The 13,646-nt window shown below is 73.3% G+C and carries 9 protein-coding genes; 3 read left to right on the top strand and 6 right to left on the bottom strand.

Translation table 11 applies throughout. The features are described from left to right. Nucleotides 1-96: 96 nt before the first annotated feature. Complete coding sequence (locus ACFXGI_RS19990) at nt 97-1,836, top strand: glycoside hydrolase family 3 protein (protein ID WP_384708125.1); 1,740 nt, start codon at nt 97-99, stop codon at nt 1,834-1,836. Between the two features lie 32 nt (nt 1,837-1,868). Here the strand turns inward: ACFXGI_RS19990 and ACFXGI_RS19985 are convergent, their stop codons facing one another. The 4 genes from ACFXGI_RS19985 to ACFXGI_RS19970 all read right to left on the bottom strand — a co-directional run bounded on the left by ACFXGI_RS19985 (nt 1,869) and on the right by ACFXGI_RS19970 (nt 8,690). After that, complete coding sequence (locus ACFXGI_RS19985) at nt 1,869-3,302, bottom strand: S28 family serine protease (RefSeq protein WP_384708104.1); 1,434 nt, start codon at nt 3,300-3,302, stop codon at nt 1,869-1,871. 85 nt (nt 3,303-3,387) lie between these two features. After that, nucleotides 3,388-3,735, bottom strand: coding sequence for a hypothetical protein (locus ACFXGI_RS19980; RefSeq protein WP_384708102.1), 348 nt, complete (start codon nt 3,733-3,735; stop codon nt 3,388-3,390). Nucleotides 3,736-3,907: 172 nt separating this feature from the next. Then, nucleotides 3,908-7,786 (bottom strand): ABC transporter ATP-binding protein, encoded by a 3,879-nt coding sequence (locus ACFXGI_RS19975; protein WP_384708099.1) that lies wholly within the window; start codon nt 7,784-7,786, stop codon nt 3,908-3,910. Nucleotides 7,787-7,925: 139 nt separating this feature from the next. After that, nucleotides 7,926-8,690 carry a GntR family transcriptional regulator gene (locus ACFXGI_RS19970; RefSeq protein ID WP_384708096.1) on the bottom strand — a complete coding sequence of 255 codons (765 nt, stop codon included), beginning with the start codon at nt 8,688-8,690 and terminating at the stop codon, nt 7,926-7,928. 166 nt (nt 8,691-8,856) lie between these two features. Here ACFXGI_RS19970 and ACFXGI_RS19965 point away from each other — a divergent pair, with 166 nt between their 5' ends. Then, complete coding sequence (locus ACFXGI_RS19965) at nt 8,857-9,273, top strand: ATP-binding protein (protein WP_384708093.1); 417 nt, start codon at nt 8,857-8,859, stop codon at nt 9,271-9,273. A gap of 24 nt (nt 9,274-9,297) precedes the next feature. Here ACFXGI_RS19965 and ACFXGI_RS19960 read toward each other — a convergent pair whose 3' ends face one another. Then, entirely contained in the window at nt 9,298-10,986 is a 1,689-nt protein-coding gene (locus ACFXGI_RS19960; RefSeq protein WP_384708090.1) for a thiamine pyrophosphate-binding protein, read from the bottom strand. Nucleotides 10,987-11,012: 26 nt separating this feature from the next. Beyond that, the gene (speB, locus tag ACFXGI_RS19955; RefSeq protein ID WP_030868531.1) at nt 11,013-11,978 is read right to left on the bottom strand and encodes an agmatinase; all 966 of its coding nucleotides are present in this window, start codon (nt 11,976-11,978) and stop codon (nt 11,013-11,015) included. A gap of 124 nt (nt 11,979-12,102) precedes the next feature. Between speB and ACFXGI_RS19950 the strand changes: the two genes are divergently transcribed. Next, complete coding sequence (locus ACFXGI_RS19950) at nt 12,103-13,560, top strand: helix-turn-helix domain-containing protein (RefSeq protein WP_384708087.1); 1,458 nt, start codon at nt 12,103-12,105, stop codon at nt 13,558-13,560. Nucleotides 13,561-13,646: the final 86 nt, after the last annotated feature.

The raw sequence follows: 13,646 nt of genomic DNA, 5'->3' as shown, positions 1-13,646 counted from the left end.
GTCCTCACTGCTGCCTCCCGGTAGTCCCGGTGCGTCGGGTGGTTCGGGCACGGGAGCGGGGACCGGCCGCCGGGCCGGGCGCCCGACCGGGCCGAGCTGCGCCGCCTGGTGGCCGGGATGAGCCTGGCCGAGAAGGTCGGGCAGCTCTTCGTATCGCGCGCGTACGGGCATTCGGCGACCGATCCGGACCCGGCGGACGCCGAGCAGAACCTGAAGCTGTTCGGGGTGCGCACCGCAGCCGAGCTGGTCTCCCGCTACCACCTCGGCGGGATCATCTACTTCTCCTGGGCCCACAACACCCGCGGCCCGCAGCAGATCGCCGAGCTGTCGGCCGCCCTCCAGCGGGCGGCGGCCGGAACCGGTTCCGGTGTCCCGCTGCTGCTCTCCACGGACCAGGAGCACGGCGCCGTGGCGCGCATCGGCAAGCCCGCGACGCTGTTGCCGGGGGCGATGGCCCTGGGGGCGCGCCACGGGGAAGGCGGTACGGGCGGGGCAGGCGGTACGAATACGGGTACGGGTGGTACCGGATCCGACTCCGGATCCGACTCAGACTCCACGGCCACCGCCGAGGCCCGCCGCGCCGCGCGCATCGCGGGTGCCGAGCTGGCCGCGATGGGCATCCGGCAGGACTACGCGCCGGTGGCCGACGTGAACGTCAACCCGGCCAATCCGGTGATCGGCGTCCGGTCCTTCGGCTCCGACCCGCAGGCGGTGGCGGCCCTGGTCGCCGCGCAGGTCCGCGGCTACCAGGGCGCCGGAGTGGCCGCCACCGCCAAGCACTTCCCGGGCCACGGGGACACCGAGACCGACAGCCACGTCGGACTGCCGGTGATGCGGCACAGCCGGGCCCAGTGGGAGGAGCTGGACGAGCCGCCGTTCCGGGCGGCGGTGGAGGCCGGCGTGGACGCCGTGATGACGGCGCACATCGTCTTCCCCGCGCTCGACCCCTCGGGGGACCCGGCGACCCTCTCCCGGCCGATCGTGACCGGCATCCTGCGTGAACGCCTCGGCTTCCGCGGGGTGGTGGTCACCGATGCCCTCGACATGGCCGGGGTACGCCAGAAGTACGGGGACGACCGGGTCCCGGTACTGGCCCTGAAGGCGGGCTGCGACCAGCTGCTGAACCCGCCGGACCTGGGCCTCGCGCACCGCAGCGTGCTCGCGGCCGTCGAGGCGGGCGAGCTGACGCAGGCCCGGATCGAGGAGTCGGTGCTGCGGATCCTGGAACTGAAGGCCCGCCGGGGCCTGTTCGACGCGGCGCACACCGCCGCCGGGCAGACGGACACGCTGGTGGGGATCCCGGCGCATCTGACGGCCGCGGACGAGATCGCGGCGGGTACGACGACCCTGCTGGCCAACCCCGTCAAGCTGCTGCCGCTGGACCCGGCGGCCGCGCCCCGGGTGCTGGTCACCGGGACCGACCCCGCCTCCCCCAGCGGTACGACAGGACCCCCTACGACGGTACTGGCCCGGGAGCTGACCGCCCTGGGCTGCCGGGCGACGGCCGCGCCGCCCGCCCGGGCGGTGGCAGCGGCTCCCGGCAACGCGGCGGTACTGGTCTGCACGTACAACGTCCCCGAGGGGGACGATCCGCAGCGCACGCTGGTCAAGGAGCTGCTGGCCACCGGGGTGCCGGTGGTCCTGGTGGCGATCCGCAATCCGTACGACCCCGCCCGGCTGCCCGCGTGCGCGGCGGAGCTGGCGACGTACACCTGGACGGACGTGGAGATGCGGGCGGCGGCCCGGGTGGTCACCGGGGCGGTACGGCCCACGGGCCGGCTCCCGGTCCCGGTGCCGGGCCGCTACCCGCTGGGCCACGGGCTCTCGTACGACTGAGCGCGTACGACAGCCCGCAGCCCGCGGCGGGGCTACGGCCGCAGCTGCGGCTCGCGCTCCAGGTCCTTCCGGTCGAGCACCGCGTCGGGCTTCGCCAGCGGCGTCGCCCGGCCCGCGTCGGCCAGCGCGGCGGTCGGCGCGACCCCGGCCCACTGCAGGATCTTCTGCGTGGCCAGCGCCTTCTCGCCGTCCATGAGCTTGGAGACGCTGGCCCCGTGGTTGGCGCCCGGCGCGATCATGACGTAGCTGTCGCGGACGGTGTAGCCGAGGTGGAACGGTTCTGCACCCCACGGGTCGTTCTGCCCGTACACGAACAGCATCTGGTTGGCGTTGTTCTTCACCCAGTTGTCGACGTCCGCCATGACCCCCGGCTGGAAGGTCATCGGGATGTCGCGGGGCACGAAGTTGCGCGGCGGCTGGTAGCCGTAGCGGCTCAGGCCCTTGAGGTGCGGCTGCTTGATGTCGGGCGAACCGAGCTGCGTGCCCGCCTGGTAGTAGTACGGCGTGTACGTCTCCAGGCCTTGGTCGGCGTAGGCCGAGAAGCCGGAGATCGTGTCGATCGAGTCCCAGATCTCCTGGTCGCTCGCGGTCGCGGCGGCCGGGATCGAGGCGCAGTCGGCCAGCAGGCTGTACTGCCAGAAAGCCCACACGTAGTCGAGCACGACGGCCTCGTAGGCCTTGTCGAGGCTGCCGACGGTGTTGAAGGTCCAGCCGTTCTCGGCGGCGGCGGCCGTGTACTTGGCCTCCAGCGGCTCACGGCGTACGAGCGCCTCGCGCTGCACCGCGTTCAGCTTGTCGCGGCACTCCTTGGTGCCGACCTTGGCGAAGAACCGGTCGTACGCCGAGTCCTCCTTGTTGACGACGTCGTTCGGCGCGACGTACGCGACGACACCGTCCATGTCGCGCGGGTAGTAGCGCTCGTAGTACGTCGCCGTCATACCGCCCTTGCTGCCGCCCGTGGCCAGCCAGTTCTTCTTGTAGACCTTCTTCAGGGCGGTGTAGATGCGGTGCTGGTCGCTGGCGGCCTGCCAGATGTCCAGGTTCGCCCAGTTGGCCGGATCGGGCCGGGAGGGCGTGAAGAACCGGTACTCCAGCGACACCTGGTTGCCGTCGACGATGGTCGTCGGCTCGCTGCGGCGCGGGCTGGTGTTGACGTTGTAGCCGGAGGTGAAGAAGACCGTGGGCCGGGAGACGTCCTTGTGCAGCAGGGTGAGGCGCTGCTTGAAGGTGCCCTTCGACGGGTTCCGGTGGTCGACCGGCTGCTCGTAGTTCAGTACGAAGAAGCGGTACCCGGGGTACTCCTTCTCCTCGATCAGACTCATCCCCGCGATGCCGAGGATCTCGTCCTTGATGTCCGTCGCGGCGGACGGCCCTGCGGCGGTGGCCGCCTGAGCCGTGAAGCCGGCTGTTCCCATGGTGCCGATCAGCACCACGAGTGACAGCAGCCAGCCGAGCGTCTTGCGCATTCACCCTCCCCTTGAGTTCACTTCGGTCGCCCGTGAACCTAGCGGGGTCAACGCGCCGCTGACCAGACCTAGTTGGGCCGCTCGTTCAGCACAGAATCCAGCCGGAATCGACGGATCCGGCCTCGATGCTCCCCTTTACATACACGCAGCGGCTGATCGCACCGACAGTGACAGGTCCGGCATATCGGGTGAATTGCCCGGCATCGCGGACCGGGACCCCGCCGCGCGGCTGGATGCTCACCGCCATCGCCCGGCGCCGGCCCGGATCGCGGGCGACGGTCACCGCGCAGGCCTGCGTACGGCTCTTGTAGACGCGCACCTCACCCGCCTGCAGCGGCAGCGTCCTGACCAGGTCACCGCCGCAGCCGCCGGTCGCCGCGTGCGCCGGAGGCGCCGCGAGCAGCCCGCCCGCGCACAGCATCAGCCCGGCCACGAACACCCGTGCCGACGCGGCCCCCCGGCCGCGCCCTTTCCGCCCGTGCTCCACTCTGCCCCCCGATCGGTCGTACGCAACACGTACGCACGTACGACGCGCAGACCCCCCGGAAGGTTGCCTACAGCAAGATCCGGGGGGTCTGCGGGCCGGTGCGGGCCGGTGGCGCGGGTCAGGCGGCGGCGCGTTCGTCCTCGCCCACGAAGGTGCGCCACAGTTCGGCGTAGCGACCGCCGCGGGCCACGAGTTCGGCGTGGGTGCCGTCCTCCACGACCCGGCCGCGGTCCATGACCACGACGCGGTCGGCGCGTGCGGCCGTGGTCAGCCGGTGCGCCACCACGAGGGTGGTGCGCTTGCCGGCGAGCCGGTCGGTGGCCTGGTTGACCTGGGCCTCGGTGGCCAGGTCGAGCGCGGCGGTGGCCTCGTCGAGCAGCAGCACGTCCGGGTCGACGAGTTCGGCGCGGGCCAGCGCGATCAGCTGGCGCTGTCCGGCCGAGAGGTTGCGGCCGCGCTCGGCGACGGTGTGCAGGTAGCCGCCGTCGAGGGTGGCGATCATGTCGTGGGCGCCGACCGCGCGGGCGGCCGCCTCCACCTCGGCGTCACCCGCCCCGGGCCGCCCGTAGGCGATGGCGTCGCGGACCGTCCCCGGGAAGAGGTACGGCTCCTGGGGGACGACCCCGAGCCGGTGGCGGTAGGCCGTCAGGTCGAGCTCCCGCAGATCGGCGCCGTCGGCGGTGACCCGGCCCGAGGTCGGGTCGTAGAACCGGGCCACGAGCTTGACCAGCGTGGACTTGCCGGCGCCGGTCTCGCCGACGAAGGCGACGGTCTGGCCGACGGGTATGCGCAGGCTGATTCCGGCCAGCGCGTCGCCCTTCTCGCCGCGCTCCTCGGCGGTGCCGTACGCGAACCGCACGTCCTCGAACGCGATCTCGCCGCGCAGCTCCTTCACCGCCCGCGGATCGGTCGGGCGGGGGGTGCTGGTGGGCTCGCGCAGCAGCCCCTGGATCCGGCCGAGCGAGACGGTGGCCTGCTGGTAGCCGTCGAAGACCTGGGAGAGCTGCTGGACGGGGGCGAAGAACAGGTCGATGTAGAGCAGGTACGCCACCAGCGCGCCGGTGGTGAGGGTGCCGGCCTCGACCCGGCCCGCGCCGACGATCAGCACGGCGGCCGCGGCCCCGGAGGACAGCAGCTGCACGAAGGGGAAGTAGACGGATATCAGCCACTGGCCGCGCACCCGGGCCTCGCGGTACGAGTCGCTCCGCTCCGCGAACCGGGCGGCGCCGGCCCGCTCGCGGCGGAAGGCCTGGACGATGCGCAGCCCGGAGACGGACTCCTGGAGGTCGGCGTTGACCAAGCTGACCCGGTCGCGGGCGAGCTCGTACGCGGCGACCGACTTGCGGCGGAACACGATCGTGCCGACGACCAGCACGGGGAGGGTGGCGAAGACGATCAGCGCGAGCTCGACGTCGAGGACGAGCAGGGCGATGAGGATGCCGAAGAACGTGAAGACGGAGACGACGGCGGTGACGAGCCCGGTCTGGAGGAAGCTGGACAGGGCGTCCACGTCGGTGGTCATCCGGGTCATGATCTTGCCGGTCAGCTCGCGCTCGTAGTAGTCGAGGCCGAGGCGCTGGAGCTGGGCGAAGATCTTGACGCGCAGGGCGTACAGGACGCGCTCGCCGGTGCGCCCGGTCATCCGGGTCTCGGCGAACTGGGCGGCCCACTGCGCCACGACGACGCCGAGCGCGAGAACGGCGGCCACCCAGACGGCGCCGAGGGCGGCCTGTTCGACGCCCTTGTCGATGCCGTGCCGGATCAGGATCGGGAGCAGCAGCCCGGAGCCGGCGTCGACGGCGACGAGGGCGAGGCTGATGGCGAGCGGCGCCCAGAAGCCGTGGAGCAGGCGGCGCAGGTTGTAGCTCTTCTCGGCGGCCGCGGCGCGGTCCTCGTCCACGGCGGGCTCGTCGTCGGCGGGCGGCAGAGCGGCCACCTGCGCGAGCAGCTCGGGGGTGGCCGGCATACCGGCGACGGCGCCGGCCACGGTGGCGCCGGGGACACCGGTTCCGGGTGCGCCGGTCGCGGCCGCGGTCCCGGCGGAGGCCTCCGCTTCCTCTTCCTCTTCCTCCTCTTGTTCCTCCTGGCGGCGCCAGAGTTCGGGGGTCACCCCGTCCACCACTCGCCGCTTGGCGTTGACCGGCTCGGAGTCGATCTCGGCTTCGAGCTCGATGTCCCGTTCGAGTTTCCCGTCGATGTCCCGTTCGAACTCGGTCATCGCGGGCGCGTCGGGCGTGCGCGGCGAGCCGGCGCCGAGCGCGTCCGGGTCGGTGAGCAGCCGCCGGTAGAGGGGCGAGCGGCGCTCCAGTTCCTCGTGCGTGCCGATGTCGGAGAGCCGCCCGCGGTCGAGTACGGCGATCCGGTCGGCCAGCGCCAGCGTGGAGCGACGGTGGGCGATGAGGAGGGTGGTGCGGCCTGCCATGACAGCGCGCAGCGCCTCGTGGATCTCGTGCTCGACGCGGGCGTCGACGGCGGAGGTGGCGTCGTCGAGGAGCAGCAGCCGCGGGTCGGTGAGGATGGCCCGGGCGAGCGCCATGCGCTGGCGCTGGCCGCCGGAGAGGGTGAGCCCCTGCTCGCCGACCTTGGTGTCGTACCCGGCGGGCAGGGCCTGGATGAACGATTCGGCCTGGGCGGCGCGGGCGGCGGCCTCGATCTGCGCGTCGGTGGCGTCGGGCCGCCCGTACGCGATGTTGGCGCGGATGGTGTCGGAGAAGAGGAACGAGTCCTCCGGCACGAGCCCGATGGCGGCGCGCAGCGAGTCGTACGTCAGCTCGCGTACGTCGTGCCCGCCGACGCGGACGGCGCCGCGGTCGGCGTCGTAGAAGCGGGGCAGGAGGAGGGAGACGGTGGACTTGCCGGAGCCGGAGGCGCCGACGACGGCGACGGTCTCGCCCTCGGCGATGGAGAGCGAGAACCCGTCGAGGACGGGCCGCCCGGGGTCGTACCCGAAGCCGACCGCGTCGAACTCGACGGTGGCGGGGGCGTCGGCGGGCAGCTCCCGCGTGCCCTCTTCGATGGCGGGCTCGGTGTCGATGAGCTCGAAGACGCGCTCGACGCCGGCGCGGGCCTGCTGGCCTACGGTGAGGATCATGGCGAGCATGCGGACGGGGCCGACGAGCTGGGCGAGGTAGGTGGAGAAGGCGACGAACGTGCCCAGGGTGATGTGCCCCTGGGTGGCCATCCAGCCGCCGAGGCCCAGCATGGCGACCTGCCCGAGGGCGGGTACGGCCTGCAGGGCGGGGGTGTAGCGGGAGTTGAGCCGGATGGTCCGCATCCGGCCGGCGAACAGCCGGCGCCCGGCGTCGCGCAGCTTGCCGGTCTCCTGCTCCTCCTGGCCGAAGCCCTTGACGACGCGGACGCCGGTCACGGCCCCGTCGACGACGGTGGCGACGGCGGCGGCCTGGCCCTGGGCCCACCAGGTGGCGGGGAAGAGCTTCTTGCGGCTGCGCTTGGCGATGAACCAGAGGGCGGGGGCCATGAGCAGCGCGACGAGGGTCAGCAGCGGGGACAGCGCCAGCATGATGCCGAGGGATATCCCGAAGAGGAGGAAGTTCCCGATGGTCATGGGCAGCATGAAGAGCAGCCCTTGGATCAGCTGGAGGTCGCTGGTGGCGCGCCCGATGACCTGGCCGGTGGACAGCTCGTCCTGGCGGCGCCCGTCGAGGCGGGCGATGGTGTCGTACATGTCGGTGCGCAGGTCGTGCTGGACGTCGAGCGCGAGGCGGCCGCCGTAGTACCTGCGTATGTAGGTCAGTACGTACACGAGGACCGCGGCGCCTATGAGGAGCCCGGCCCAGACGCCCATGGGCTTGGTGTGGTCGCCGATGACGTCGTCGATGATGACCTTGGTGACCAGGGGTACGAGTGCCATGACGGCCATGCCGGCCAGTGAGGATCCGAGGGCGAGCAGCACATTGGTCCGGTACCGCCAGGTGTAGGCGGTCAGCCGCCTCGCCCAGCCCTGTTTCTCGCCCGCTGCCGTCGCTGCCGCCGCCACGTGGTCCTCCCCGTTCGTCCAGTCCTGCCGCTCCCCCAACGCCCCGACCGGCGGATTTCATCCCGCTGCAACAATCGCACCGGCGTGCGGACCCCGCGCGCGGACTTCACCCCACCGGGTGACTGCTCATGCGCTCCGGCTACTGGGCGTCGAACTCGTACTCCAGCACGTAGGCGGAGGCATCGAGGGTCATCTCGTTGACCTCGACCGCGCGACCGTCGGCGGTGAAGGCGGTACGGCAGACCAGGACGACCGGGGTCCCGGACGCGAGAGCGAGCCGGTCGGCCTCCTCCGGGGTGGGCATCCGGGAGCGGACCTCTTCGCGGAACCGCACCGGCTTGCGGCCGAGGTCCGCCAGCCGGGCGTAGATGCCACCGGGGCCGGAATCCGGCTCCGCGATGGCGGTGCCGGCGGTGAGGGCGGCGTCGAGGTAAGAGGTCGCGGCCATGACCGGCTTGCCGTCGAGGAGGAACCTCCTCCTGCGAACACGGACGATCTCCCCCACCGAAAGGCCCAGGGCCGCGGCCACGCCGGCGGGAGCACGCTCCTCGGACACACCGAGGAACTCCACCTGGGGATCGCGTCCATGGCCGTCCGCGGCCCAGATCGAGCCGCCGGCTCCCCAGACCTCGACGGAGAGGCGCTGGATCCCTCTGCGGCGCAGGCCGACCTTGAACTCGCGTACGAAAACTCCGGCGCCTTTGCGCGCCTCCACCAGCCCTTCGGCCTGGAGGGCGGCGAACGCCTGCCGGGCCGTCATCCTGGCGACTCCGTACGTGCCCATCAGTTCACTCTCACCGGGCAGCCGATCCCCTGGACCGTACCGACCTGCGGCAATGGACTCCTTCAGCGCGGTGGCGATGCGCTGGTACTTGGGCTGCCGTTTCTCGGCGCCACTTGGCATACGAACCTCCTGATCACCTCCGGACAGCCTAGGGCGCGCAACAGGTCAAGAAGCGCTTGCGGCCCATCGGCTCCCCACACCAGGAAGACATATCTAGACATCTCCTTGACCGACCCGCAAGCCGACGCTTCACTGGAAACCTATCTAGATAGGTGAGGTGATGTACGTGGCCCCCGCTGACGGAGCCTTCTGGCTCCTGCCCCGGACCCCGCGAACCCCCGGCTGGGCGCGCGCCTTCTTCCGGGCGCAGGCCCGTTCCTGGGGCGTCGCCCCGCAGATCGCCGAGGCGGCCGAGCTGGCGCTGTCGGAGCTCGTCACCAACGCCGTGCGGCACGCCCGCGCACCCCGCGGCCGCGAGATCGGGGTGAAAGCTCTGTGGGACGGCGCGTGCCTGCGCGTCGAAGTCGCCGACGCCGGCCCCTGGACGGATCTGGAGCCCCGGGCCCACCGGACGGACGACGAGAACGGTCGTGGACTCGCCGTCGTCGCCGCCGTGGTCGCCCGCTGGGGCGTCGAGCCCCGCGCCCACGGCATCGGCAAGACGGTCTGGGCGGATTTTCCAGTGCCTGGCAGCGGTGAGTGAGGGGCACCGAACGGCAAGGCGCGGTTACGCCAGGTGCGTCGGGGCGAACATCTTCAGGGTGGTCGGGAGGACCAGGACGGTGGGGCCCGGGGTGGTCAGGGCCTTCTTCAGGTCCTCGCGGAGGGTTTGCGGGGTCGTCGTCGATGCCGGGACGCCGAAGGACTCGGCCAGGGCCGTGAAGTCCGGGCGGGTGAGCTCGGTTGCCGTCGTGCGGCCCTCGAAGGAGTCCGTCATGTACTCGCGCAGAATGCCGTAGCCGCCGTCGTCCACGATCAGCCAGGTCACGTCCAGGTCGTGCTGCTTCGCGGTCGCCAGGTCCGCGATCGAGTACATCGCGCCGCCGTCGCCCGAGACCGCCAGGACCGGGGTGTCCGGTTCCGCGACGCAGGCGCCGAGGGCCGCCGGGAAGGCGTAGCCGAGGCCGCCGGCGCCCTGCGCCGAGTGCATCGTGTTGGGGTGCTTCGCGTCGAACGCCGACCAGGCCCAGTACGACAGGATCGTCATGTCCCAGAAGGACGGGGAGCGGGCGGGCAGGGCCGCGCGGATCGAGGTGAGGAGCCCGCGCTCCAGCGCCACGTCCTGCGTCGACAGGCGGGTCTCGATCTCCGACAGGAGCAGGCGGACGCGTTCCGGTGCCTGGGGGTCCTGGCGTTCCGGGACCGTCTCCAGGAGGGCCTGGAGGGCCAGGCGGGCGTCCGCGTGGATGCCGAGGGCCGCATGGTTGGACTCCAGCTTGCCGAGGTCCGCCTCGATCTGGACGACCCGGCCCGCCGGGAAGAACGTGTGGTAGTTCGACGACAGTTCGCCCAGGCCGGAGCCGACCACCAGGAGGACGTCCGCGTCCTCCAGGAAGTCCGTCATGTGGCGGTCCTCCAGCCAGGACTGGAGGGACAGCGGGTGGGTCCACGGGAAGGCGCCCTTGCCGCCGAAGGTGGTGACCACCGGGGCGTTCAGCCGCTCCGCCAGCTGCCGCAGCTTGCCCGCCGCGTCCGAGCGGACCACCCCGCCGCCCGCGATGATCACGGGGCGGGAGGCCCGCCCCAGCCAGTGCGCCGCGAGCGCGGTGAGCTCGGGGCGCGGGGCGAGCTCGTGCGGGGTCGCGTCCACGCCGGTGACCTGGGGGATCACCGTCTGCGCGCGCAGCACGTCCTCGGGGATCTCCACCCAGACCGGGCCGTGCGGGGCCGACAGCACCGATTCCCAGGCCTCCGCGATCACGGAGGGGATCTGCGAGGGCGTGCGGGCCGTGTGGACCGACTTCACCACGTCGCGGAACGAAGCCGACTGGTCCCGCAGTTCGTGAAGGTGCCCGCGCCAGCCGCCGCCCAGCCCCGCCACCGGGACCTGCGAGGCGATGGCGAGGACGGGGGCCGAGGCCGCGGCCGCCTCCGCCAGGGCCGGCAGCGCCATCAGCGCGCCCGGGCCGGTCGAGAGCAGCAGCGGAACCGCCTCGCCGGTGATGCGGCCGTACGCGTCGGCGGCGAAGCCCGCGTTGTTCTCCGTACGCAGCCCGATCAGGCGCAGGTCGGAGCGTCCGACCGCGTCGAAGAGGCCGAGCGCGTGCTGCCCGGGCAGACCGAAGACGGTGGTCGCGCCGAGGCCGCGGAGCGTTTCCACGACCAGGTCCCCGCCCGTCCGCCCCGGCGGCGGCGCGAGCGCGGCAGCCGTCTGGGCTTCGGTGGGACGGAGTACCAGGTCGTGGTCGTGCGTCACGTGCGCTTACTCGCCCTTCTCGGGTCCTACTGCGCCTTCTTCGCGGCAGCGATCTGGCGGCTCATGATCGTCGTCAGCTCGTACGCGGTGTGGGAGGCCGCGACCGAGGTGATCTCGGCGTGATCGTACGCCGGGGCGACCTCGACGACGTCGGCCGAGACCAGGTTGCAGGAGGACAGACCGCGGATGATCTCCAGCAGCTCGCGGGAGGTCATGCCGCCCGCCTCCGGCGTGCCGGTGCCGGGCGCGTGCGCCGGGTCCAGCACGTCGATGTCGATCGAGATGTACAGCGGGCGGTCGCCGATGCGCTGGCGCAGCTGGTCCGCGACCTCGTCGGCGCCGCGCCGGTAGACGTCGGCCGAGGTCACGATGCCGAAGCCCATCTTGGCGTCGTCGTCCAGGTCCTGCTTGCCGTAGAGCGGGCCGCGCGTGCCGACGTGCGAGAGCGCCTCGGTGTCGAGGATGCCCTCCTCCACGGCGCGGCGGAACGGGGTGCCGTGCGTGTACTCGGCGCCGAAGTACGTGTCCCAGGTGTCCAGGTGGGCGTCGAAGTGCAGCAGCGCCACCGGGCCGTGCTTCTTCGCGACGGAGCGGAGCAGCGGGAGGGCGATGGTGTGGTCGCCACCGAGGGTCATCAGGCGGGAGCCGGCACCGAGGAGCTCGTCCGCGGCCGCCTCGACCGTCTCGACGGCCTCGTTGATGTTGAAGGGGTTCACGGCGATGTCGCCGGCATCCGCGACCTGGGCGAGCGCGAAGGGGGAGGCGTCCTGCGCCGGGTTGTACGGGCGCAGCAGGCGGGAGGCCTCGCGGATGGCGTTGCCGCCGAAGCGGGCGCCGGGGCGGTACGAGACGCCCGAGTCGAACGGGACACCGACGACGGCGACGTCGGCCGAGCCGACCTCGTCGAGGCGGGGCAGCCGGGCGAAGGTCGCGGGGCCCGCGTAGCGCGGGATGCGGGAGGAGTCGACGGGGCCGCGCGGCTGCGTGCTCATGGGGGGTGCCCTTCCGGAGGTCCTGCGGGGGTGCTGGTGCGGTGCTTCGAGCCTAAGCCGCCACCAGGGGGGCGCGAAGTGTACGTTTCATCCATTACCCGTCTCTGATATGTACGGAGCATCCATGGAGGCCCCGCCCACCCCACCGGTCCCCCTGGCCGCGCTGCTCGCCGACCGGGAGCTGGGGCTGATCCACCTCGCGGGGCCCGCCGAGGCCGAGGTGCACGGGGTGCACGCCTCCGAGATGGCCGACCCCTCGCCCTACCTGCTGGGCGGCGAGCTGCTGCTCACCGCCGGCGCGGAACTGGGGGCCGATCCCGACGGGTACGTGAGCGGGCTCGTCGCCGCGGGTGCGGCCGCGCTCGGCTTCGGCGTGGCGCCCGTGCACGAGGAGGTGCCGGCGGCGCTGGCGGCGGCTTGTGCGCGGTACGGGCTGCCGCTGCTGGAGGTCCCGCCGCGGACCCCGTTCACGGCGGTCGCCCGGAGCGTCTGGCGGCTGATGGCGCAGGCCCGCACCCGGGAGCTGCGCCGGGTCGCCGAGGTCCAGCAGTCGCTCGCCGCGGCGGCCGCCCGCCCCGACCCGGTCGCGGCGGTCCTGGCCCGCCTGGCGGCGAGCCTGGGCGGCTGGGCCGCCCTCCTGACCCCGGCCGGCACCGCGGCCGCAGGGCCGGGCCCCAGGAGCGGCCCGGCCGCGGCTCCCGACCCCGCGGCGGCCCCCGCCGCCACGCCGGTCGGGATCGTACGGGCCGCCGGGGGCGGGGTCGGGGAGGAGGTGCTCGGTGCCGTGCGGGGGCTGGCGCGGCGGGTGGCGGGCGGAGCGGCGGCCACCGCCACCGACGCCGCCGGGGGAACGCACCTCGCCGTCTACGCCGTCGGCGGCGGCCGGGTGCTGGCTCTGGCCACCCCGGCCCGGGCTCCCGGCGACCACACCGTCGCCTCCATCGCCGCCGTCCTGCTGACCCTGATCACCGCGGAGCGGCCGGCCGGGGCCGAGGCCGCCGCGCTGGCCCGGCTGCTGCTCGGCGGCTCCCCCGCGGGGGCGCTGGGCGGGCCCGGGCCCTGGTACGCCGTCCACGCCCGCGGCGGCGCCGATCCGCAGGCCCTCGCCGCCGCGCTGGGCACCGTACTGCTGGACCCGGAGGGCCCGGCCGTACGGCTCCTCACCGACCGGGAGCCCGCCCCGCAGCCCGGGTGGCGGCTCGGGGTCAGCGCCCCGGCCGGCCCCGACGCCCTGCCCACCGCCGACGCGCAGGCCCGTCGGGCCCTGGACCGCGCCGAGGCGGCCCGCACCCCGCTGGCCCGGCACGCCGAGCCCGGCCTCGCGGGGCTCGTCGGCGCGGCCGAGGCCCGCGCCCACGCCGAGGCCCTGCTCGGCCCGCTCTCCCCCGCCCTGCGGGACACCCTGCGCGCCTGGCTGGCCCACCACGGCAGCTGGGACCGCAGCGCCGCCGCCCTCGGCGTGCACCGCAACACCGTCCGCCAGCGCATCGCCCGCGCCGCGGCCCTCCTCGGCCTCAACCTCGACGACCCGGACACCCGGATGGAGCTGTGGTTCGCGCTGACCCGGGCCCCGGAGTCCTGACCGGACCGGCGCGGGGGCGGCTGCGCCGTACGGATGGACTCGGGGCTTCCGGCGGCGGGCTCGCCGCCTCGCGGTGCGCGGCGGCC

The sequence above is a fragment of the Streptomyces sp. NPDC059355 genome (assembly GCF_042752335.1).
Taxonomy (GTDB): Bacteria; Actinomycetota; Actinomycetes; order Streptomycetales; family Streptomycetaceae; genus Streptomyces.
This window is presented reverse-complemented; position numbering and strand designations above follow the sequence as displayed.